General features: G+C 67.5%; 23 protein-coding genes. 6 read left to right on the forward strand and 17 right to left on the reverse strand.

The window, feature by feature from the left end; genetic code table 11:
* Positions 1–121: 121 nt before the first annotated feature.
* The 3 genes from ATO4_RS02580 to ATO4_RS02590 form a co-directional block, all read right to left on the reverse strand.
* Positions 122–577, reverse strand: a complete 456-nt coding sequence (locus ATO4_RS02580) for a hypothetical protein (protein ID WP_139802212.1) — start codon at positions 575–577, stop codon at positions 122–124.
* 236 nt (positions 578–813) lie between these two features.
* Complete coding sequence (locus ATO4_RS02585; RefSeq protein WP_083590160.1) at positions 814–1,833, reverse strand: LacI family DNA-binding transcriptional regulator; 1,020 nt, start codon at positions 1,831–1,833, stop codon at positions 814–816.
* A gap of 245 nt (positions 1,834–2,078) precedes the next feature.
* Positions 2,079–2,297, reverse strand: a complete 219-nt coding sequence (locus ATO4_RS02590) for a hypothetical protein (protein ID WP_083589862.1) — start codon at positions 2,295–2,297, stop codon at positions 2,079–2,081.
* Positions 2,298–2,618: 321 nt separating this feature from the next.
* On the opposite strand from ATO4_RS02590, the gene ATO4_RS02595 reads away from it, so the two are divergent.
* Complete coding sequence (locus tag ATO4_RS02595) at positions 2,619–3,122, forward strand: hypothetical protein (protein WP_139802213.1); 504 nt, start codon at positions 2,619–2,621, stop codon at positions 3,120–3,122.
* A gap of 29 nt (positions 3,123–3,151) precedes the next feature.
* Positions 3,152–5,113 (forward strand): bifunctional diguanylate cyclase/phosphodiesterase, encoded by a 1,962-nt coding sequence (locus ATO4_RS02600; protein WP_176222833.1) that lies wholly within the window; start codon positions 3,152–3,154, stop codon positions 5,111–5,113.
* A 64-nt stretch (positions 5,114–5,177) separates the two neighbouring features.
* Here ATO4_RS02600 and upp read toward each other — a convergent pair whose 3' ends face one another.
* The 6 genes from upp to ATO4_RS02630 all read right to left on the reverse strand — a co-directional run bounded on the left by upp (position 5,178) and on the right by ATO4_RS02630 (position 10,077).
* On the reverse strand, positions 5,178–5,807 hold the full coding sequence (gene upp / locus ATO4_RS02605) for a uracil phosphoribosyltransferase (protein WP_083589865.1): 630 nt from the start codon (positions 5,805–5,807) through the stop codon (positions 5,178–5,180).
* Between the two features lie 41 nt (positions 5,808–5,848).
* The gene (locus ATO4_RS02610; protein WP_245308531.1) at positions 5,849–6,883 is read right to left on the reverse strand and encodes an adenosine deaminase; all 1,035 of its coding nucleotides are present in this window, start codon (positions 6,881–6,883) and stop codon (positions 5,849–5,851) included.
* Positions 6,880–8,076: a phosphopentomutase gene (locus ATO4_RS02615; protein WP_083589866.1), complete on the reverse strand. Its 1,197-nt coding sequence runs from the start codon at positions 8,074–8,076 to the stop codon at positions 6,880–6,882. The genes ATO4_RS02610 and ATO4_RS02615 overlap by 4 nt, the downstream gene beginning before the upstream one ends.
* Positions 8,077–8,259: 183 nt before the next feature.
* Positions 8,260–8,850 carry a TadE/TadG family type IV pilus assembly protein gene (locus ATO4_RS02620; protein ID WP_083589867.1) on the reverse strand — a complete coding sequence of 197 codons (591 nt, stop codon included), beginning with the start codon at positions 8,848–8,850 and terminating at the stop codon, positions 8,260–8,262.
* Entirely contained in the window at positions 8,850–9,347 is a 498-nt protein-coding gene (locus ATO4_RS02625) for a TadE/TadG family type IV pilus assembly protein (protein ID WP_176222834.1), read from the reverse strand. The genes ATO4_RS02620 and ATO4_RS02625 overlap by 1 nt, the downstream gene beginning before the upstream one ends.
* A 259-nt stretch (positions 9,348–9,606) precedes the next feature.
* The gene (locus ATO4_RS02630) at positions 9,607–10,077 is read right to left on the reverse strand and encodes a pilus assembly protein N-terminal domain-containing protein (RefSeq protein ID WP_083589869.1); all 471 of its coding nucleotides are present in this window, start codon (positions 10,075–10,077) and stop codon (positions 9,607–9,609) included.
* Between the two features lie 349 nt (positions 10,078–10,426).
* Here ATO4_RS02630 and ATO4_RS02635 point away from each other — a divergent pair, with 349 nt between their 5' ends.
* Positions 10,427–10,597: a Flp family type IVb pilin gene (locus tag ATO4_RS02635; RefSeq protein ID WP_083589870.1), complete on the forward strand. Its 171-nt coding sequence runs from the start codon at positions 10,427–10,429 to the stop codon at positions 10,595–10,597.
* A 339-nt stretch (positions 10,598–10,936) separates the two neighbouring features.
* Positions 10,937–11,440, forward strand: a complete 504-nt coding sequence (locus ATO4_RS02640) for a prepilin peptidase (RefSeq protein ID WP_083589871.1) — start codon at positions 10,937–10,939, stop codon at positions 11,438–11,440.
* Between the two features lie 33 nt (positions 11,441–11,473).
* On the opposite strand, the gene ATO4_RS02645 is transcribed toward ATO4_RS02640, so the two are convergent.
* From ATO4_RS02645 to ATO4_RS02675, 7 genes are all read right to left on the reverse strand, one after another.
* Positions 11,474–12,469 carry a branched-chain amino acid ABC transporter permease gene (locus tag ATO4_RS02645; RefSeq protein ID WP_083589872.1) on the reverse strand — a complete coding sequence of 332 codons (996 nt, stop codon included), beginning with the start codon at positions 12,467–12,469 and terminating at the stop codon, positions 11,474–11,476.
* 2 nt (positions 12,470–12,471) lie between these two features.
* Positions 12,472–13,359 carry a branched-chain amino acid ABC transporter permease gene (locus ATO4_RS02650; RefSeq protein WP_083589873.1) on the reverse strand — a complete coding sequence of 296 codons (888 nt, stop codon included), beginning with the start codon at positions 13,357–13,359 and terminating at the stop codon, positions 12,472–12,474.
* 6 nt (positions 13,360–13,365) lie between these two features.
* On the reverse strand, positions 13,366–14,100 hold the full coding sequence (locus ATO4_RS02655; RefSeq protein ID WP_083589874.1) for an ABC transporter ATP-binding protein: 735 nt from the start codon (positions 14,098–14,100) through the stop codon (positions 13,366–13,368).
* Positions 14,093–14,857: an ABC transporter ATP-binding protein gene (locus tag ATO4_RS02660; RefSeq protein WP_083589875.1), complete on the reverse strand. Its 765-nt coding sequence runs from the start codon at positions 14,855–14,857 to the stop codon at positions 14,093–14,095. The genes ATO4_RS02655 and ATO4_RS02660 overlap by 8 nt, the downstream gene beginning before the upstream one ends.
* A gap of 109 nt (positions 14,858–14,966) precedes the next feature.
* Entirely contained in the window at positions 14,967–16,241 is a 1,275-nt protein-coding gene (locus ATO4_RS02665; RefSeq protein ID WP_083590162.1) for an ABC transporter substrate-binding protein, read from the reverse strand.
* 286 nt (positions 16,242–16,527) lie between these two features.
* The gene (locus ATO4_RS02670) at positions 16,528–17,751 is read right to left on the reverse strand and encodes an ABC transporter substrate-binding protein (RefSeq protein WP_083589876.1); all 1,224 of its coding nucleotides are present in this window, start codon (positions 17,749–17,751) and stop codon (positions 16,528–16,530) included.
* A gap of 136 nt (positions 17,752–17,887) precedes the next feature.
* Complete coding sequence (locus ATO4_RS02675) at positions 17,888–18,376, reverse strand: hypothetical protein (RefSeq protein WP_139802215.1); 489 nt, start codon at positions 18,374–18,376, stop codon at positions 17,888–17,890.
* Between the two features lie 252 nt (positions 18,377–18,628).
* On the opposite strand from ATO4_RS02675, the gene ATO4_RS02680 reads away from it, so the two are divergent.
* Positions 18,629–19,087, forward strand: coding sequence for a helix-turn-helix domain-containing protein (locus tag ATO4_RS02680; protein ID WP_083589878.1), 459 nt, complete (start codon positions 18,629–18,631; stop codon positions 19,085–19,087).
* Entirely contained in the window at positions 19,084–19,587 is a 504-nt protein-coding gene (locus ATO4_RS02685; protein WP_083589879.1) for a DUF6456 domain-containing protein, read from the forward strand. The genes ATO4_RS02680 and ATO4_RS02685 overlap by 4 nt, the downstream gene beginning before the upstream one ends.
* Positions 19,588–19,654: 67 nt before the next feature.
* On the opposite strand, the gene ATO4_RS02690 is transcribed toward ATO4_RS02685, so the two are convergent.
* The gene (locus ATO4_RS02690; RefSeq protein ID WP_083589880.1) at positions 19,655–20,074 is read right to left on the reverse strand and encodes a SufE family protein; all 420 of its coding nucleotides are present in this window, start codon (positions 20,072–20,074) and stop codon (positions 19,655–19,657) included.
* Positions 20,075–20,139: the final 65 nt, after the last annotated feature.

The raw sequence follows: 20,139 nt of genomic DNA on the forward strand, positions 1-20,139 counted from the left end.
CGACGCCTTCAACGGCATCGTCTCCCCCGCCGCCAGCACCGTCAGCGCCGCAGCCATTGCCGCCATCCGGCTGAAGTGATGCGCGCTCGGGCTTGCCGGGACGGGCGGGGTGGAGGCTGTCTCAGCCCCTGGCCGGAACGATCGTGACCAGGGCGTCGCGCGGATAGACGGACTCGAACAGGACGCCGTCGCCGGGCATGAAGCGCAGGACCGTCTCGCCGTGGGTGTCGGCCATCACCAGCATGCCGTCGCCGGTCGCCCGCCACTGCGAGACGCGGGAGAGGTCGGGCGAAGAAGCGCAATCGGGGCCGAGCGGGGCGGGCTCGAAGGCCTGCGCCGTGGGCTCGCGCCCGGCGACCTTGCAGCTGGCGCCCGATCGCAGATCGATCAGCCGGACCGCCGAGGGCTCGCCGGAGGCCGGCTTGACGGAGCCGACGGCAGCCTGATCGATGGGCAGGACGTTGGTTCCCGCAAGCGTGTTGCCGAGGTCGATGCCCGGCTCCGGGGCCGCCTGCAGCTTCGCGATCAGAAGCAGCGCGGCGGCGGCGGTGCCGAGAACAGTGGCCGTGAAGTTCATGAGACCGGAATCCATTAAGATTGACTGAACCCGATTATCGTCTCCGAAAGCTTAAGCGAACGTTGACGCGCCAGCGCGATGGTCAGATTCCGTTATGAATTCGCCGTGAGCGCGGGACGGCGGACGCTGTCCGGGCAGGCGATGCATCGCTGCGCTCGAATGGCGGCAGGCGCAATGACAGGACGGGCTGCAAGGTCTGTGCAGGGCCGGCACAGAGGCGGCGTGGCGGGCACGGTTCAGTGCGGCGGCTTCCCGCCGCAGGACTGGCGAACCCTCAGCTCGGGCTGGATCAACGTCGTCTGCTCCACCGCCTCGGTCCCCTGCAGCCGCTGCAGGAGGGCGCTCGCGGCCCGCTCGCCGACCTCGCTCTGGCCGTTGGAGACGGTGGTCAGCGGCGGCGTCGCGATCTCGGCTTCCTCGATGTCGTCATACCCGACCACCGCGACGTCGACGCCGGGGCGGATACCGGCGCGGGCGAGGCCGTACATCAGGCCGAGGGCGACGAGATCGGAGAAGCAGACGATGGCCGTCGGGCGCTCGGGGATCGCCAGGAAGGTGGCGGCCGATGCGAAGCCGGAATGGCGGTCACGCGGGCCCTCGATCCGCCACTCGGGTCTTGCTTCGATGTCGGCGCGGGCAAGGCCGGCGAGATAGCCCGCCTCGCGCTCGCGCCCGGTCGAGGTGGCGCGGGTGCCGCCGATCATGGCGATCGAGCGGTGGCCGAGGGAGACGATATGATCGACGGCGAGGCCCATCCCGTAGGCGTCGTCGCCGCGAAAGCCGTGGACGCCGGCGCCTTCGATGGTGCGGGCGATCAGGATCACCGGCAGGCCGTTCTCCTCCGCCAGCCCGATGTCGGCGGCCGGCGTGCCGAGTGCCGGGGAGAGGATCAGCCCGTCGGCGCCGAGCTGCAGCAGCGTGTCGATGAAGGAGCGCTGCTTCGACAGGTCGTCGTGGTGGTTGCAGAGGATGAAGGTCTGGCGATGCCGGTCGAGCTCGTTCTCGATCGACTTGAGGATCTCGCCGTAGAACGGGTTCATCACGTCATGCACGCAGACGCCGACGATGCCGGACCGCGAGGTCCGAAGGGAGGCGGCGCGGCGGTTGTAGATGTAGCCGAGCTCGCGGGCGGCGTCCTTGATCCGCTCGCGGGTGACGTCGGCGACGAGGGGGCTGTCCCGCAGCGCCAGCGACACGGTCGCGGTCGAAAGGCCGAGGGCCTCCGCGATGGTCGACAATTTCACCCTTTGCGCCACGAACGACCGCAATCCCCATCCAGTGATCAGAGGTGATCTATGGCAAAAGCTTGCCGATGCGGGAAGCCCTGCTTCGACACGCTGGCGCATCTCGATGCGGGATGAATGGCGGGCGCATGTGAAAAACCGCCCCGGGGGAGGACGGGGCGGTTTTCCAGTGACTGTCCGGCGCCGGCGCAAGGGCCGGTGGGAGGGGATGGCCGGACAGCGGGGGACACGATGGCTCGGAGGGGCCGCGATGACGCTCAGTGGCAGGTGCGGACGCGCTTCCAGACCCAGAGCTTGTTGCCGCACTCGTCGTAGCCGGCGAAGACCTTGCGCTTCTCGACGTGGCAGACCTTCTCGTAGCGAACGGTGTCGTAGCCATGGTGCTTCTTGTGGTAGCCGCCGGCATTGGCGGGGGCCGACAGGGCGGCGGCGGCGGTGACGACGGTGGCGATCGCGATGATGGTGTTGCGGATCATTTCGGGCTCTCCTCTGTTTGACCGATGCCCGGAGAGTGAAAGGCCGAGAGCGGTTTTTGCGGGATGGCTCCGGTTGCAGCTCTGTTGGCGATCTGCGGATGCGATGCCGGACAGCCGATGCCGACGGTTGAGGATGCGGAACGAAAAGCTTTGCACACTTAGTAAAAAAGCCGAAAAATACCAGATGATGCCGCCTGCTTCATTAAGTAAGGCGCCGGATTTGGCTATAGTTCAAATAGGAGTCATGTAGGCTGTAACTGGTTTGAAATTATTCATTGGCCTTCTATGCCAGATATATCCCGGCAGAAGGCGTGGCGGCAGATGGCATTATCCAGGCGGACATTCATCGCGGCATGCGCTCTGGCGCCGCTCGGCTGCATGCAGGCACGCGCGGCGGCCGGGGCCGGCCTCGACGACCCGGCACAGCCGGTTCTCGCGGTCAGCCGGAACGGCACCCGTCTCGCTGCCTTGAGCCGGGCCGAGCTCGCGGCGATGCCTCAGGCCCGGATCGCGACCCGCACCCCCTGGAACGACACGGCGGTGGTCTACGAGGGTCCATTGCTCGCGGATCTCCTTGCCCGGTTCGGCGACGGGCACGGAGAACTGCGGCTTCTGGCTTTGAACGACTACATGGTGACGGCGGATGCCGCGCTCCTGACGGAGGCGGGAGCGATCCTCGCGGTCAAGCAGGACGGGACGTTCCTGACGATGTCCCGCAAGGGCCCGGTCTTCGTGATGTTTCCCTTCGATGACGATCCGCGACTGCAGTCCCAGCCTTACTACAGCCGGGCGGTCTGGCAGCTCGTCGAGATCGAGCTGCTATGAGCCTCTTTGCAAGGAGCGGGCCGATCGGCATGCGATGGTTCGTCGCGGTACTTCTGGTCGCGACGGTGCTGCTGGCGGCCCTGGCGATCAAGACGTCGATGGAGACGCAGAGCTATCAGCGCGGCCTCGTCGAGGCCTCGTCCTACAACGCCACCTTCGACTATTCCCGCACCCAGGTCGAAATCGAACGGCTCGCCCATGCGATCACCAGCCTCGCAGAGGGGGACGGGACGCGCGCTCAGATGGAGATCGCCTTCGCCGTCCTGAGGACGCGTCTCGACACCCTGCCGGTCTCGATCACCGGGCGGCCGTTCCGCGATGCCTTGACCGCTCGCGATGAGCTGTCCCGCACATGCGACGAGATCGAGGCGATGCTGCCGCGGCTCGCCGACCAGGCCGTGGCGCGCGACGCCGTCGAAAGGCTCGGTGCGGTCGCCCGCCGGTTTTCCAATCTGGCGACGGTGTCGAACGCGGTGCAGGGCGACATCGTCGAGGGGTGGCGCCAGCGTCTGTCGGCATCGCTCGACGAGCTCAGCCTCAACCTGCGCCTCCTCTGCGCCAACGGTCTCCTGCTGATCATCGCCCTGATCCACCAGAAGCTGCATTTCCGGCGCCAGGCCCTGACCGATTCCCTGACCGGCCTGCCCAACCGCGCGGCGTTTCGCGAGTGGACGGGGCGGGCCGACGGGGCGAGGGAGATCGCCATCGCCGTGATCGACGTCGACCTGTTCAAGGAGATCAACGACGACTGCGGTCAGCAGCGAGGCGACCTGTTGCTGCGAAGGCTCGGCGTGATCCTGCGCGAGGCGGTCGGTCGGCGCGGCGAGGCCGCCCGGATCGGCGGCGACGAGTTCGCCCTGATGTTCATCGGCGATGCGGCGTTCGAGCGCGCGAATGCGGCCTGTTCCGACGTCGCCCGCAGGCTCGGCAAGGCGGCGGTCGGCTGCTGCGACCAGCCGCTGCTGACGCTCAGCGTCGGCCTGGCGGCGGCACGGGGCGGCGAACGGGAACTGGAGGCGCTTCTCCTCGATGCCGACGCTGCGATGTATTGCGCCAAGCGGGACGGCGGCAACCGCCTGGTCGTCGCGACGCAGGAATTCCGCAACGAGATCGAACATCGCCGGCAGGTCCAGCGGGATATCGTCAACGCGGTTTCGCGCGGGGAGTTCGAGACGGTGTTCCAGCCGATCGTCGACACCGCCGACTTGCGCCCGCAGGGCTTCGAGGCACTGCTGCGCTGGAACCATCCCACCCTCGGCCGGCTTCCGCCGGACTTCTTCATCCCGCTGGCCGAGGAAAACGGCGCGATCATCCCGATCGGCCGCTTCGTGCTCGACCGCGCCCTGACCATCGCCGCGAACTGGCCGGAGGCCCTGACCGTCTCGGTCAACGTCTCGCCGCTGCAGCTCGGCGAGAAGGGGTTCGTCGCCGACGTGCGCCAGGCGCTGGAGCGCCACCGCGTCGCGCCCCGGCGGCTGATCCTCGAGATCACCGAGACGGTGCTGATCAGGACGGCCAATGCGAGCGCCGTCCTCGACGGCCTGCGGGCGCTCGGCGTCGGCATCGCGCTCGACGATTTCGGCACCGGCTATGCCTCGATGGGCTATCTGCGGCAGTATCGGTTCGACAAGATCAAGATCGACAAGTCCTTCGTCTCGACGATGATCGAGGAGGACAAGAGCGCCGCCATCGTCCGGGCGATCTGCGGGCTGGCGCGGGAGATCTCGGCGACGGTCGTCGCCGAGGGAATCGAGACCCAGCAGCTCCTGTCCCTCGTCGCCGCGTCCGGCTGCGAGTCCGGCCAGGGCTACCTGTTCGCACGGCCGATGAGCGCGCTTCACACCGCCCTGTTCATCGAGAAGCACGGCTGGAGCAGCGCCGCCCCGCCGAGGCCGGCGACCATCCGTCTCGCCGCGAACTCATCCTCGGTCCGAGCGATCGGGTCGGATCATCCATCCGGTCCGCGCGGCGACCGAGTGGATGTCACCTGACGGCGGCCGAGGGTTCGGGCGAACCGGGAGGAAGCGGTCGCGGCTCGACCGGTGCCGCCCGGCGCTACTTGGTGCCGTACATGCGGTCGCCGGCGTCGCCGAGGCCGGGAACGATGTATCCCTTCTCGTTGAGATGGCTGTCGATCGCCGCGGTGAAGACGGGAACGTCCGGATGGGAGGCCGTGAAGCGCTCGATCCCTTCAGGCGCGGCGAGCAGGCAGAGGAAGCGGATGTTGCGGGCGCCGCGCTCCTTCAGCTTGTCGATCGCGGCGGTGGCCGAATTGGCCGTTGCCAGCATCGGGTCGACGACGATGACGAGCCGGTCGGCGAGATCTTCGGGGGCCTTGAAGTAGTATTCGACCGGCTGCAGCGTCTCGTGGTCGCGGTAGATGCCGACATGGGCGACGCGGGCCGCCGGCACGAGATCGAGCATGCCTTCCAGAAGCCCGTTGCCGGCCCGCAGGATCGAGGCGAAGACGAGCTTCTTGCCTTCCAGCGTCGGCGAATCGATCGTCGCCATCGGCGTCTCGATCCGCTTCGTCGTCAGGACGAGGTTGCGCGTCACCTCGTAGCACAAGAGCGTCGAGATCTCCCGCAACAGGCGCCGGAAGCTCGCCGTGGAGGTTTCCTTGTCGCGCATGATCGTCAGCTTGTGCTGGACCAGCGGGTGATCGATGACGGTGACGTTCTCCATGGGGCTCTCTTTCTCGGCTGGCGCTTGGCTTTGCGCCCGGTCTAATGCGATGCGCCCGGCGCGCCAAGCGAAAGCGCCTCGATCTGCAGACGGTCGAGCAGCGTCCGCCTCAGATCCGCCTCGACGAAGGCGGCTTCGAGAGCGTTGCGGGTGAGGGCGATGCGTTCGGCCGGGCCGAGACCGTTCTCGGCGGCGAGACGGTACTCGCGGGCAAGGTCGGTATGGAAGAAGGGCGGGTCGTCGGCGCCGAGGCAGGCTTTCACGCCGGCCTCGACCAGTCGCTTCAGCGGATGGGAGGCGATGTCGGGGTAAAGGCCGAGGGCAAGGTTCGAGCCCGGACAGACTTCCAGGACGATACCCCTTTCGGCGATCCCGCGCACGAGGTCCGGATCCTCGATCGCGCGGACGCCGTGGCCGATCCGGGAAGGCTTCAGGCAGGCGATCGTCTCGCGCACGCTCTCTGGTCCGCAGAGCTCGCCGGCATGGGCGGTGAGCCCGAGCCCGGCGTCGCGGGCGATGTCGAAGGCCCGCATGAAGTCTCTGGGCTGGCCGATCCGCTCGTCTCCGGCAAGATTGAAGCCGGTGATCAGCGGCCGGCCGGCCCCTGCGGCAAATCGCGCCGCCGCCTCGACGGCCTCCGCTCCGAGATGGCGGACGCCGACGGCGATCATCCTCGCCTCGATGCCGGTCTCCCGCCGGGCCCGGGCGATCCCCGCCGCAAGGCCGCGGGCATAGACGTCCGGCTCGGTGCCGCTCGCCCTCGCATGGTCGGGCGAGATGAAGAACTCTGCATAGAGCGCGCCCGCCGCGGCAAGGCCCGAGAGATGCGCGAAGGCGAGATCGGCATAGTCCCCCTCGCTCCGGAACACCGTCGAGGCAAGGTCGTAGGCGGCGAGAAAGCTGGTGAAGTCGTGCCAGACATAGGCGCCGTCGCGGATGATGGCGGAAACGTCGATGCCGTGGCTCGCGGCAAGGCGCTCGACCAGGGCGGGGGGCGCGGCGCCCTCGATGTGGCAGTGGAGTTCGGCCAGCGGAAAGCATTGCTCGCGCCTGGCGTGGGCGGCTGCGATGCTCACAGGAAGCTCCGGCCGTGTTCGCCCGCAGCAAGGCCGAGATGGGCGGCGACGCTTGCGCCGATGTCGGCGAAGGTCTCCCGCCGGCCGATCGGCTTCGGCTGGATGCCGGGCCCGAAGGCGAGGACGGGAACGATTTCGCGGGTGTGGTCCGACCCCCGGAACGTCGGGTCGCAGCCGTGGTCCGCGGTGACGACGGCGAGGTCGCCGGGTCGCAGCGCGGCCTGAAGCTCCGGCAGCCGGGCGTCGAAGGCCTCGAGCGCCGCGGCATAGCCGGCGACGTCGCGCCGATGGCCATGGAGCATGTCGAAATCGATGAAGTTGGCGAAGACGAGGTCGCCGTCTTGCGCCTCGCTCACCGCCTCCAGCATGCGGTCGAACAGCGCCATGTTGCCGTCGCCCTTGAGGACGCGGGAAATGCCGCGATGAGCGAAGATGTCGGCGGTCTTGCCGATGGCGTGGACGCTGCGGCCGGCGTCCACGGCCCGTTCCAGAAGGGTCGGCTGGGGCGGCGGCACCGAATAGTCGCGGCGGTTGGCGGTACGGGCGAAGGTCTCGGCGCTCTCGCCGGTGAAGGGGCGGGCGATCACCCGGCCGATGTTCAGGGGATCGACGTGGCGGCGGGCGGCGGCGCAGAGCTCGTAGAGCGCGTCGAGGCCGAAATGCGTCTCGTGCGCGGCGATCTGCAGGACGCTGTCGGAGGAGGTGTAGAGGATCGGCCTGCCGGTCGCGATGCTCTCCTCGCCGAACTCCCGGATGATCTCGGTGCCGGAGGCGTGCCGGTCGCCGAGGATGCCGGGGATCCCGGCATCGTCGACGATCTGCCGGACGAGTTCGGCCGGGAAGGCCGGGACGGTGTGGGGGAAATAGCCCCAGTCGAAGAGCACCGGGACGCCGGCGATCTCCCAATGACCGGAGGGCGTGTCCTTGCCGCGGGAGATCTCGCAGGCCGAGCCCCAGATGGCGTCTGGGCGCAGGACCGATTCACCCCGCCCGGCGGCGGCGAAGAGGCCGAGGCGTTCGAGGTTGGGCAGCGCCAGCGGACCCTTGCGCAGGCCGTCGCGGTCGGCCCGGCCGGATCGGCAGGCCGCAAAGACGTGGCCGAAGGTGTCGGCGCCGGCGTCGCCGAAGGCGGCCGCATCGGGCGCCGCGCCGATCCCGACGGAATCGAGCACCATGATGATCGCCCGCGTCATGTCACGTCTTCTCCCCGTCGTCGCTGCCCGCTCGCGCTGCCCGACCCCGCCGGGCCTCGCCGAACGGGCGATCCGCCGCCGACCAGCGACCTTGCCCGAGACACGATGGCCCGAGAGCCTGCCGAGCCCCCGGCTCGTGCGAATCTGGAAGCCGCGGAGAAAATTGACAGTCGGGAGGCCCGGTCAGCAGCCGGTGCAGGTGATCTGATGGGTCAGGCGGGGCGTGTGGTAGCTGGTCTCGCCCATGACGATCGGCCCGATGAGACCGAAGCCGCCGAGGGCCTCGTAGGAGTAGTAGGCTTCGGCGACGAGGATGTAGGTGTCCTTTTCGCCCGCGAACTGGCTGGGGAGGGTGTAGTCGTTCCCCTTGGCGAGCGCGGTCGTGCCGACCAGGGTGTTGTGGGAGCGGGTCCAGTCGACCGTCGCCTTGCCCGTGTCGTCGACCTTCACCTGGGTGACGCGCAGGAACACGTCGTCGGCGCTGTAGGGCTGCATCAGCGAGGCCGTGACGGCGAACAGCCCGTCAATCTGGTTCGGCGTCGTCGCCTCGACCTGGCCGACGAGATCGCCGATCGTACCGGCGGCGTTGTGGATCTTCCGGTTGATGGACACGGCCATCGCCGTGTCGGACCCACCCATGTAGACCACCGCGACGAACGGCACGACGAGGGCGAATTCCACGGCGGCGGCGCCGCGGCGATCCCGCGGCAATCGGGCCAGCGTCGCCAGGGTGCAGGCGAGCGTTCGGCGAAGGCTCCCGGTCAGGTCCTGCATCAGTAGGGCTCCGTCATGAATGCGGCGCTGCCGACGATGACGAACGAATGGTCGCTCATCTGGGTGGCCAGCTCCCGCAGGACGTCGACGTAGAGCGGCCATTTGTAATAGGCCTTGAGCGCGGTGACCTTCTCCCCGGAGGGGCTGGCGAAGCCGAAGCCGGTGGTGTCGAGATCGCCGTCCTTGACCGGCACGTTGGTGGGAACGAGGCCGAAGGAATCGTAGGTCTTCAGGTCGACATGAAGTTTCGCGCAGTCGAAGAGGAAGTCCACCTCGTCGCAGAGCTTCTGCTTGAATTCCGTCGCATCGAGGCCCGCGGTGGTAATCTGGCCGGTGCGCACCTCGCGACCGACCTTCGCCACGGCCCGGTCCATGACGAGTTCGGCGTAGAAGATCGTCGAGGTCTCGATGAGAACCATCATGAGCAGAAAGAACGGGAAGGCGAGCAAGGCGAATTCGACCGCCATCGCTCCGTCGCGGTTGCGAAGAAACGGCACGATGCACCTTCGTCCGCCCGGCCTTGAAGCCCCGGCGGACCGTTGCGCCCTTGCGGCTGTTTCCATCTTCGGGTCCCACCTGGCACGAGATCTGCGAACCCGGATTTTCCTGCCGATGGCTTAGGAAATCGTTACGCAGATCGGTCGAGTTTGCTGGATCGGGCCGGATTTTTCCGCAGCGTCATGCCAGTCGGCGATGGCCCCGTGCGAAAGGCCCCATGCGGAAGGCTCCGGCTCCGCTTCGGAAGCCTCGCTTCCGTCAGTTCTGCGCCGCCTGGTCGACGAAGCTCTGGCGCTGGGTCTGCTGCTGCACCGCCCTGCCGAAGCTCGCATCGTCGTCGCCGACGGTGATCGTCAGCACGCATTTCGGCGTGCAGGCATAGGTCGAGCGGGCCGCCTGCCGGTAGACCCGCACGGTGTGGTCCTCGAAGGTCTGCACGGAGACCTGCTCGTCGACGAAGGCATGGCCGTCCTGGTCGAGGATGACCATGTTGGTGATGCCGCTGCTCTTGCCGGTGAGGACGAGCCGGTTGGAGGAGAGCACCTGCACGTCGACGATCGCCGGGTTGCCGACGATGACGGTGGCTGCCGACTTGTCGAGCTCGATCACCTTGGCCTGGTCCATCTCGACCGAGATGATGGTCTCGCCCGCCGCCTGCGCCGGGCCTTGCGCGACGGCCGTCACGAGAAGTGCCGAGACAAGGCTGGCAAGGATCGCACGGAAAGCCATGATGGAAGCCCACTTCGTCGGAATTGGCGGTCTGGTTCGACCGGAACTGTCGCCGATCAGGCTGAATGAAGCGTTAACGCGGCCGAGACTGTCGTAAGGGAAATTCAAAAAAGCTGTTCTTCTCGAACGGTTTCGCGGCAATGCGCCGGAGTTGCGCGTCAGGCTGCCGGATGCCTGCAGTTCGCCGGCCCGAACCGGTTTCTCCCGCCCCGGCTGGAGCGAACGGGGCAATAAGTAAAAATCAACCAAATACCTTAAGTCCATCGCAACGGCGTGTGCCTATCGTCGCAATCACCCGAACGACGGGACAGTCGACGGGAGCGCTACACCGGTTTTTCAAGGAGTTCTCATGTCCAAGCTCATCGCTCGTTTCGCCAAGAACGAATCCGGCGCCACCGCCATCGAATACGGCCTCATCGCCGGCATCATGGCCGTCGCGCTGATCGCCATGTTCGCCCTGCTCACGCCCAAGATGGAAACCGCTCTCAGCACCATCGGCGACAAGATGCAGGTTCAATAAGAACCGCCGCGGTCGCTCCAGGGCGCCCCGACGTTCCGAACTTCATGTGGGCGGCCGGAGATCATCCGGCTGCCCACAATCGCTTTGAGAACCAGGTAGCCGGGTGAAGGTGGCCCGGCGGCGGGTCGTGGCGGTCCTTTTCCACCTCGACCGCTCGCCTGCGCGGGCCCCGGCGCCGCAAGATGGCGAGCATCGGGCGCCGGCGGCCGGTAGAGCCCACCGCCGCGTCGGGCGACCCGGCGGAGAGGCGTAAACGGAAGTCTCACCTTTCGCCGCCATCATCCGTAGCGCGACGTCGTCAGCCGGCCGGCGAAGCGGCCTCGTAGCGAAGGAGACGCCATGCTGACCACCACGCTTCTGCTCACGGTCTTCCCGTTCGCGATGATCTACAGCGCGATGACGGATCTTCTCGAAATGAAGATCGAGAACCGGGCGATGATCGTGCTCGCGGCGGCCTTCCTGCCGGCGGCGTTCCTCGTCGGCATGCCCTGGCCCCTGTTCGGCTTGCACCTCCTCGTCGGCTTCGCCTGCCTCTGCGTGACCTTCGGCCTGTTCGCCTTCGGCGGAATGGGGGGCGGCGACGCCAAGCTCATCGCCGCGACCGCGCTGTGGTTCGGGCCGAGCATGCTGACCGTCGAGTACCTGCTCTATTCGGCCCTCATCGGCGGCGCCCTGACGGTCGGCATCCTCGTCGTGCGCAGCCAGATGCTGCCCGTCACGGGGGTCGAATTCGTCGACCGCCTGATCGAGAAGGACACCGGCGTGCCCTACGGGATCGCGCTCGGCATCGGCGGCCTCATCGTCTACTCCCACAGCATCTGGGTGAGGGCAGCAGTCGGCTGACGCCGGCCTCTGCCGCTCTTGCCGGCGGCCGCCTCAGCGCTTCATCAGCCGGATCGCCTCGCCGACGATGCCGCGCCGGAAGAGCAGGACGCAGAGCACGAAGATCACGCCGATGATCACCGTGACCGGCACGTTGGACGTCGCGAAATAATTCTGCATCGTGATCACGAGCGCCGCGCCGATCGTCGGCCCGAAGATCGTGCCCATGCCGCCGAGCAGGGTCATCAGCACCACCTCGCCGGACATCTGCCAGGCGACGTCGGTCAACGTCGCGATCTGCAGGACGATCGCCTTCATGGCGCCCGCGAGACCGGCGATCGTCGCCGACATGACGAAGGCGGCGAGCTTGTAGCGATCGACCCGGTAACCGAGCGAGATCGCCCGGTTCTCGTTCTCGCGGATCGCCTGCAGCACGTGACCGAAAGGCGAGTGGACGATCCGCCACACGGCGTAGAAGCCGGCGAGAAAGATCACCAGGACGAAATAGTAGATGTTGAGGGGCCGGTCGAGGTCGATCAGCCAGAGCAGGTCGCCGCGCGGCACGCCCTGGATCCCGTCCTCGCCGTGGGTGAAGGGCACCTGCAGGAAGATGAAGAAGACCATCTGCGACAGGGCCAGCGTCACCATGGCGAAATAGATGCCCTGCCGCCGGATCGCGACGACGCCAACGACGAGGCCCATCAGCCCGGCGCCCGCGGCGCCGAAGACGATCGCCGACAGGGGCTCCAGACCCCACACCTTTACCGCATGGGCGGTGAAGTAGGCGGCGCCGCCGAAGAATGCCGCGTGGCCGAAGGAGAGCAGTCCGACATAGCCGAGGAGCAGGTTGAAGGCGGTGGCGAACAGCGCGAAGCAGAGCACCGTCATGACGAAGACCGGATAGACGAAGAAGGGCGCGGCGATCAGGCCGAGAACCGCGATCACCGCCACGGCGAGGCCGACGCGCGACAGGTTCTTCTGCCGCGCCGGGGCCTTGCCCTTGTCGTCCGTTCCGGAGGCCGCCGTGCCGCTTTGGGTGAGGCTCGACATCGTCAGATCTCCTTGCCGAACAGGCCGGCCGGGCGAAGCATCAGCACGATCGCCATGATGACGAAGACGACGATGTTCGAGGCTTCCGGATAGAACACCTTGGTGAGGCCTTCGAGGATGCCGAGCACGTAGCCGGTGATGATCGCCCCGCCGATCGAGCCCATGCCGCCGATCACCACCACCGCGAAGACGATGATGATGAGGTTCGAGCCCATCAGCGGCGAGACCTGGTAGATCGGCGCGGCGAGGACGCCGGCGAGCCCGGCGAGACCGGCGCCGAGGGCGTAGGTGAGGGTCAAAAGCAGCGGCACGTTTACGCCGAAGGCCTGGACGAGCTGCGGGTTCTCGGTGGCGGCCCGAAGATACGCCCCGAGCCGGGTCTTCTCGATCAGGAGCCAGACGGCGAGGCAGATGACGATCGAGGCGACGACGACGAAGCCGCGATAGTTCGGCAGGAACATGAAGCCGAGATTGGTGCCGCCGGACAAGAGCTGCGGTGTGGCATAGGGCTGGCCCGCCGCGCCGTAGTACCAGCGGAAGGTGCCCTCGATGATCAGCGCCAGGCCGAAGGTGAACAACAGGCCGTAGAGGTGGTCGAGGTCGTAGAGCCGCGACAGCATCGTGCGCTCGATGAGCGCCGAGATCGCCGCGACGATCAGCGGCGCGACGACGAGCGCCGGCCAGAAGCCGATGCCGGTATGGACGAGCAGCAGATAGGCGGTGAAGGCGCCGAGCATGTATTGCGCGCCATGAGCGAAGTTGATCACCCGGAGGAGACCGAAGATCACCGCCAGGCCGAGCGACAGCAGCGCGTAGAACGAGCCGTTGATGAAGCCGATGAGGAGCTGGCCGAGAAGCGCCGGGAGGGCAATGCCGAAGATCATGGTCATCGTGGCCTACACCCCCACCACTTCGTTGAGCCGGTCCATCTTCGCATCGAGCTGCGAGGTCGGGAAGCTTTCGAGGATGTGCCCGTCCTCCATCAGATAGAAGCGGTCGGCGACCTTCCGGGCAAAGCGGAAGTTCTGTTCGACGAGAAGCAGCGTCATGCCCTTCTTCTTCAGTTCGATGAGGACGTCGCCGATCCTCTGGATGATCACCGGGGCGAGGCCCTCGGTCGGCTCGTCGAGGAGAATGATGCGCACCCCGGTTCTGAGGATCCGGGCGATCGCCAGCATCTGCTGCTCGCCGCCTGACAGCTTCGTGCCCGGCGAGTTGCGCCGTTCGGCCAGGTTCGGGAAGAGCTCGAAGATCTCGGCGACGCTCATGCCGCCCTCGGCGACCTTCGGCGGCAGCATCAGGTTTTCCGTCACCGACAGCGAGGCGAAGATGCCGCGCTCCTCCGGCACGTAGCCGATGCCGTGATGGGCGGTGCGGTGGACCGGCACCTTCATCATGTCGTGGCCGTCGATGCGGATCTCGCCCTCGCGGCGCGGCAAAAGGTTCATGATGGCGCGCAGGGTCGTCGTCTTGCCGGCGCCGTTGCGCCCGACGAGGGTGATCGTCTCGCCCTCCATCAGGTCGAGGGAGACGCGATGCAGGACGTGGCTCTCGCCATACCAGCCGTCGAGATCGCGGACCTCGAGAAGCGGCCTCTTGCCGTTCGTCCGCTCTGGCGGCGTCCTACTCATCCTCGCTCCCCATATAGGCTTCGCGCACGCGCTTGTCGGAACTGACGGATGCGTAGTCGCCCTCGGCGAGGACTTCGCCACGGGCCAGCACCGTCACCTGGTCGCAGAGATCGGCGACGACGTTGAGATTGTGCTCGACCATCAGCACCGTCCGGCCCTTGGCGATGCGGCGGATGAGATCGGAGATGCGGCCGATGTCCTCGACGCCCATGCCGGCCATCGGCTCGTCGAAGAGCAGCACCGGGGGATCGAGGGCGAGGGTGGTGGCGATCTCCAGCGCCCGCTTGCGGCCATAGGGCAGCTCCGCCGCGTCGTGATTGGCGAAGGGCGCGAGGCCGACCGCGTCGATCAGCTGGTGCGCCTCGTCGTTCAGCCGGTCGAGCAGGGTGTTGGAGCGCCAGAACTGGGTGCCGAGATGGGCCTTGCGCTGGAGCGCGACACGGACGTTGTCGAGAACGGTCAGATGCGGGAAGACCGCGGAGATCTGGAACGAGCGCACCAGCCCCTTGCGCGCCACGTCGGCCGGCTTCAGCCTGGTGATGTCCTCGCCGCGGAAGACGATGGTGCCGGCGGTCGGCGTCAGGAACTTGGTCAGGAGGTTGAAGACGGTGGTCTTGCCGGCGCCGTTCGGCCCGATCATTGCGTGAATGGTGCCTTCGCGGACATCGAGGTCGACGTCGTTCACCGCCTTGAAGCCGAAAAACTCCTTGGTGAGGCCGCGGGCCGACAGGATCGCGTCGGACGGGGGTGCGCTCATGGCGGTGGGGTTCTCCTGTCGTGGCCGGTGCGTGGTCGGTGCATGGCCGGGATGGCGGCCAATCCTTGAGGCGGGGCCGGCGCTCGAAGCGAATGCCGGCCCCGACCCTTCAGTCCTGCGGGAAGGTCGAGACGTCGCAGCCGGACTCCTCGACGGTGCCGTAGGCGACGTCGCCGGGAACGGTGGCGACCTCCTCATAGAGGTCCCACTCGCCCTTCGACTGGTCCGGCGTCTTCACCCGGAACAGATACATGTCGTAGACCATGCGGCCGTTGGGCAGCACCTTGCCGTTCTTGGCGAAGAGATCCTCCACCGGCATCTCGTGCAGCTTCGCGGCGACGGCTTCCGTCTTGTCGGTGCCCGCGGCCTCGATCGCCTTCAGATATTGCAGCACCGCCGAATAGGTGCCGACATGGATCATGTTCGGCATTTTGCCGAATTTGGCCATGTAGCGTTTCGCGAACGCGCGGTTCTCGTCGCTCTGGTCCCAGTACCAGCCCTCGGTGAGGTTCAGCCCCTGCGCCGCCTCGATGCCGAGGCCCTTGACCTCGGCGAGGGTGAAGAGCAGCGCCGCCACCTTCTGGCCGGAGGCGACGAGGCCGAACTCCGTCGCCGCCTTGACGGCGTTGGCGGTGTCGAGCCCGGCATTGGCAAGGCCGATGACCTTGGCGCCCGAACCCTGCGCCTGCAGCATGAAGGAGGAGAAATCGTTGGTCGCCAGCGGATGGCGCGCCGCGCCGAGCACCGTGCCGCCCTTTTCCTCGATGACCTTGGTCGCCTCGCCCTGCAAAGAATCGCCGAAGGTGTAGTCGGCGGTCAGGAAGAACCAGCTGTCGTCGCCGCCCTCGACCAGCGAGCCGGCGGTGCCCTGGGACAAGGCGCGGGTGTTGTAGGCCCAGTGAAAGCCGTAGGGGCTGCACTGGGCGCCGGCGATCACGGTCGAGCCGCCGCCGGTGGTCATGGTGATCTTCTTCTTCTCGCGCGACAGGCCCTGCACGGCGAGCGCCACCGAGGAGGTGGTCAGATCCATGATCGCGTCGACCTGCTGGGTGTCGTACCACTCGCGGGCGATGTTGGAGCCGATGTCGGCCTTGTTCTGGTGGTCGGCCGAGATGATCTCGACCGGCTTGCCGAGGACCATGCCGCCGAAATCCTCCACCGCGAGGCCGGCCGCGACCACCGAGCCTTCGCCGGCGGTGTCGGCATAGACGCCGGAGCGGTCGTTCATGATGCCGATCTTCACGACATCGTCGGAGATCTCCTGCGCGGCGGCCGGAGCGGCCAGACCGAGCGCGCCTGCGACCAGCCCGGCCGCGAGCCCAATCGGCCTGCGGCTGGGCCCGGCCGGCCTGCGGCTCCCCGTTCCCCTTGTCACGAAATGCATGCTGCTCTCCTCCCAGAGTTCCAGTTGCCCGCCTTCCTCCCAGAAGGGGCACCGCTGCATTGGATGGGCGACCGCCTTGGACTGCAAGGGAAATCGTTCACCGCAGTGACGTTCGCTGCGAAGACCGGGCGTCACGCAAGCCGCGGGCGAGGCTGGAGCGGGATGAGACCAGCTTCGCTGGGCATCCCGCTCCATCATCCTGTTGCCGCATGATCTTTTCCGAAAAGCGGTTCCCACTTTTCGGGATCATGCTCCAGTGTCGCCCGCAGCTCCCATGGCCGGGGCGTTACTTGGCGAAGGCCGAGACGTCGCAGCCCGATTCCTCGACGGACAGGAAGGCGTCGCTGCCGGGAACGGTGGCGACCTCGGTGTAGTAGTCCCAGTCGCCCTTCATCTCGTCCGGCGTCTTCACCTGGAAGAGATACATGTCGTAGACCATGCGGCCGTTGGCCTGGACCTTGCCGTTCTTGGTGAAGACGTCCTCGACCGGGAGCTCGTGCAGCTTCGCGGCGACCGCCTTGGTCTCGTCGGTGCCGGCGGCTTTCACCGCCTTCAGGTAGCTCATCACCGCCGAATAGGTGCCCGTCTGGATCATGTTCGGCATGCGGCCGGTCTTTTCCATGAAGCGCTGGGCGAATTCGCGGGTGTCGTCGTTCTGGTCCCAGTACCAGCCCTCGGTGAGGTTCAGCCCCTGGGCCGCCTCGGCGCCGAGGCCGTTGACCTCGGCGAGGGTGAAGAGCAGGGCGGCGAGCTTCTGGCCGCCCTGGACGATGCCGAATTCCGACGCCTGCTTGATGGCGTTGGCGGTGTCGAGGCCGGCATTGGCGAGGCCGATGACCTTGGCGCCGGAGGACTGGGCCTGCAGCAGGAAGGAGGAGAAATCGTTGCTCGCCAGCGGATGGCGCACCGAGCCGAGCACCTGACCGCCGCTCTCCTTGACGAAGTTGCCGGTCTGCTCCTCCAGCGAATAGCCGAAGGCGTAGTCGGCGGTCAGGAAGAACCAGGTGTCGCCGCCGGCCTTGACCAGCGCGCCGCCGGTGCCGACGGCCAGCGCATGGGTGTCGTAGGCCCAGTGGAAGCCGTAGGGGCTGCACTGCTTGCCGGTGAGCTCCGTCGTCGCCGCGCCGGTGACGATGTCGATCTTGCCCTTTTCCTTCGACAGGCCCTGCACGGCCAGCGCCACCGACGAGGTGGTCAGCTCCATGATCGCGTCGACCTCCTGGGTATCGTACCACTCGCGGGCGATGTTGGAGGCGATGTCCGGCTTGTTCTGGTGGTCGGCGTTGATGATCTCGATCGGCTTGTCGAGAACGGTGCCGCCGAAGTCCGCGGCCGCCATCTCCGCCGCCGCGACGGACCACTTGCCGCCGAAGTCGGCATAGACGCCGGACTGGTCGTTGAGGATGCCGATCTTGACGACGTCGTCGGAGACGTCCTGTGCCAGGGCGCCTGCGGGCGCGGCGAGGCCGGCGATGATCGTCGCGGCCAAAAGGGTCTTGTCGATGCGCATGGGGTGTTACTCCTCCCGAACGAAGACGAAAGGCCCCGATTTCCTCCCGGGCCCTTCCACTCGCCGCGAATGAGAGACAGCGGGCTCCCCGATGTCAACGGCTTGACTTGCGATCACAGAGGTATAACCGGCCGCCTCATACTTTGGTCGCATGACGGCGCGGCGGTCGACGTTGCGGCAGCGCGCCGCGGTGGCCGGCATCGGCGGACGCCCCCTTGCGCCGTCTCGTCTTGCCACGCCCGGCGGGCTTCTTCGTCGCCGCCGCCGGCGGCTCCTGCAGCCACGCCGCCTTGCCGTCGAGCCAACGCCTCAGCCGCGTCACCACGATGTGGCGGTTGATGTCGTAGCGCGGGTCGCGGCTGCGCGAAAAGCGCGCCTGGCGGCCGATCTCCCGCTCGACGCGCTCCACGACACCGTCCCGTTCGGCCGGATCCAGCCTTGCCGCATCGTCGAGGCGGACGGCCTCCGCGACGGACGGGCCGCTCGCGCCATAGCGGCGCAGCGCCGCATGCAGTTCGAGGCCCCGCACCGCAACCCGGTCGCTCGTGCGCTTCTCCTCCACCTGACGGCGAATCCGGGCGGCGAGGATTTCGATGAGAGGGGCGAGGTCGTCGGTGGCGGTCATGGCGATGCTCCGGACAAAAGGGTCCGTCAGCATCGGGTGGGATGTCGGGGGTGGGGATATCTTCCTTTCCCGCTCGCGCAACCTCTTGGCCCCTGAGCGCTTCCGAGGCATGTTCGGAGGCGAGGTTTTCGCCGTCGGGCGAGGTGCGGCAGAAATAGGAAGATATTCACATTACGGCATGTCTGGCTTATAAGCGGCTGCAACCGCAGCCAGGAGACGCAGCCGATGTCGTTTGCAATGTCGCGAGACAGGATGGTTTCAACCGGGGAGCGTGGCGGCGAACCGCCGGAGCGCGGGAAGGGGGCAACCTCCGGCGCCCGTCGCTCGGCCGATTGCGAGCGCTGCGGCGACCGGCGGGACCGGATGGCCGCGGCCGCCTGCCGGCTCGCCCAGGAGATCGCCGGCCTCGGCTTCGACGTTCCGGTATCCGAGATCCGCCGGCCCAGCCGGGCCGCCAGCCGGTCCTGCGACGCGCGGCACGTCGCCATGTATCTCGCCCACACGACCTTCCAGATCTCCCTGACCAGGATGGCGCTCGCCTTCGGACGCGAACGCACCAGCATCGCCCATGCCGTCCGCCGGATCGAGGACTGGCGCGACGACGAGGCCTTCGACCGGATGCTGGAGCGGCTGGAGGGCCTGGCGGTTGCCGCCTGCCACGTCATCGACACCGGCCTTGGCGCCGATGTCGCGCCGGAGGACCGTCAATGAGCGGGCGGCCGGGCTTCAACGAGGAGGAGACGCCGCTGACGCGGCTGGCAACGCGGCGCGGGCGCGGCGGCGAGCCGTTCCTCTCGGCGGCGGAGGCGATGGCCGGCGAGCGCATCCGCGCCGACTTCACCCGCGCCCAGATGACGCCGTCGATCGGCCAACGCTGGGACGCCATGCCGCGGGCGCCCCGCCATGGAGGCTCCCACGATCTCTCCGACACGGCGATCGACGCGAAGCGGCGGGTCTCGGAGGCGTGCACGGCCATCGGGCCGGAGCTGTCCGGCCTCGTCCTCGACGTCTGCTGCTTCCTGAAGGGGCTGGAGACGGTGGAGCGGGAACGCCAGTGGCCGGCCCGCTCGGCCAAGCTCCTCCTGAAGACGGGGCTGGCGATTTTGGCGCGGCACTACGGCTTCGACCGGGAGGGCCAGAGCCGGGAGGGCCGAATCCGCCGCTGGCGGGCGCCGAAGGATGCGGCGGACGAGGATGGCGGCAGGGCCTGAGCAGAGGCCCTTCGCCTGCGACGTCATCAAGGCGGTGCGGCGGGGAGCGCCTGCGAAGCGGCCGGCGTCAGGCGGCGGCGGCCTCGCGGGCGTCGTGCTTGATCCGCGCCACCATGGACCTGAGGCCGTTGGAGCGCTGCGGCGTCAGATGGTCCTGGAGCCCGAGCCGCCCGAACAGTGCTTCGGCGTCGGTCGCCTCGATCTCGGCCGGGGTGCGGCCGGAAAACAAAGCGAGCGCGATGGCGACGAGGCCCTTGACGATGTGCGCGTCGGAATCGCCACGAAAGGACAGATGCGGCGGGCGGGCGTCGTCGCTTTCGCTGATCAGCCAGACCTGGCTGACGCAGCCGCGCACCTTGGTCGCCTCGGTCATCTCGTCGGGGCCGAGATCGGGCAGCGCCCGGCCGAGCTCGATGAGGTAGCGATAGCGGTCTTCCCAGTCGTCGAGAAGCTCGAAATCCGCGATGATCTCGTCGATCGTCTGCATGGCCGGTCTCCGGGACATCGTTCACTCTGGCGGCAGCGGTTCCGGCGCGCGTCCGTCCCGTTCCC

The organism is Aurantimonas sp. 22II-16-19i, from assembly GCF_002088275.1.
Classification (GTDB): Bacteria; Pseudomonadota; Alphaproteobacteria; order Rhizobiales; family Rhizobiaceae; genus Jiella.

What these genes read in the sequence shown, in the direction of transcription:
- ATO4_RS02640 (WP_083589871.1), top strand. Translation starts at nt 10,937, where the DNA reads ATGCTGACCACCACGCTTCTGCTCACGGTCTTCCCGTTCGCGATGATC.
- ATO4_RS02600 (WP_176222833.1), top strand. Translation starts at nt 3,152, where the DNA reads ATGCGATGGTTCGTCGCGGTACTTCTGGTCGCGACGGTGCTGCTGGCG.
- ATO4_RS02620 (WP_083589867.1), bottom strand. Translation starts at nt 8,850, where the DNA reads ATGCAGGACCTGACCGGGAGCCTTCGCCGAACGCTCGCCTGCACCCTG.
- ATO4_RS02680 (WP_083589878.1), top strand. Translation starts at nt 18,629, where the DNA reads ATGGTTTCAACCGGGGAGCGTGGCGGCGAACCGCCGGAGCGCGGGAAG.
- ATO4_RS02675 (WP_139802215.1), bottom strand. Translation starts at nt 18,376, where the DNA reads ATGACCGCCACCGACGACCTCGCCCCTCTCATCGAAATCCTCGCCGCC.
- ATO4_RS02660 (WP_083589875.1), bottom strand. Translation starts at nt 14,857, where the DNA reads ATGAGCGCACCCCCGTCCGACGCGATCCTGTCGGCCCGCGGCCTCACC.
- ATO4_RS02650 (WP_083589873.1), bottom strand. Translation starts at nt 13,359, where the DNA reads ATGACCATGATCTTCGGCATTGCCCTCCCGGCGCTTCTCGGCCAGCTC.
- ATO4_RS02595 (WP_139802213.1), top strand. Translation starts at nt 2,619, where the DNA reads ATGGCATTATCCAGGCGGACATTCATCGCGGCATGCGCTCTGGCGCCG.
- ATO4_RS02655 (WP_083589874.1), bottom strand. Translation starts at nt 14,100, where the DNA reads ATGAGTAGGACGCCGCCAGAGCGGACGAACGGCAAGAGGCCGCTTCTC.
- ATO4_RS02615 (WP_083589866.1), bottom strand. Translation starts at nt 8,076, where the DNA reads ATGACGCGGGCGATCATCATGGTGCTCGATTCCGTCGGGATCGGCGCG.
- ATO4_RS02670 (WP_083589876.1), bottom strand. Translation starts at nt 17,751, where the DNA reads ATGCGCATCGACAAGACCCTTTTGGCCGCGACGATCATCGCCGGCCTC.
- ATO4_RS02635 (WP_083589870.1), top strand. Translation starts at nt 10,427, where the DNA reads ATGTCCAAGCTCATCGCTCGTTTCGCCAAGAACGAATCCGGCGCCACC.
- ATO4_RS02685 (WP_083589879.1), top strand. Translation starts at nt 19,084, where the DNA reads ATGAGCGGGCGGCCGGGCTTCAACGAGGAGGAGACGCCGCTGACGCGG.
- ATO4_RS02590 (WP_083589862.1), bottom strand. Translation starts at nt 2,297, where the DNA reads ATGATCCGCAACACCATCATCGCGATCGCCACCGTCGTCACCGCCGCC.
- ATO4_RS02690 (WP_083589880.1), bottom strand. Translation starts at nt 20,074, where the DNA reads ATGCAGACGATCGACGAGATCATCGCGGATTTCGAGCTTCTCGACGAC.
- ATO4_RS02645 (WP_083589872.1), bottom strand. Translation starts at nt 12,469, where the DNA reads ATGTCGAGCCTCACCCAAAGCGGCACGGCGGCCTCCGGAACGGACGAC.
- upp (WP_083589865.1), bottom strand. Translation starts at nt 5,807, where the DNA reads ATGGAGAACGTCACCGTCATCGATCACCCGCTGGTCCAGCACAAGCTG.
- ATO4_RS02630 (WP_083589869.1), bottom strand. Translation starts at nt 10,077, where the DNA reads ATGGCTTTCCGTGCGATCCTTGCCAGCCTTGTCTCGGCACTTCTCGTG.
- ATO4_RS02580 (WP_139802212.1), bottom strand. Translation starts at nt 577, where the DNA reads ATGAACTTCACGGCCACTGTTCTCGGCACCGCCGCCGCCGCGCTGCTT.
- ATO4_RS02665 (WP_083590162.1), bottom strand. Translation starts at nt 16,241, where the DNA reads ATGCATTTCGTGACAAGGGGAACGGGGAGCCGCAGGCCGGCCGGGCCC.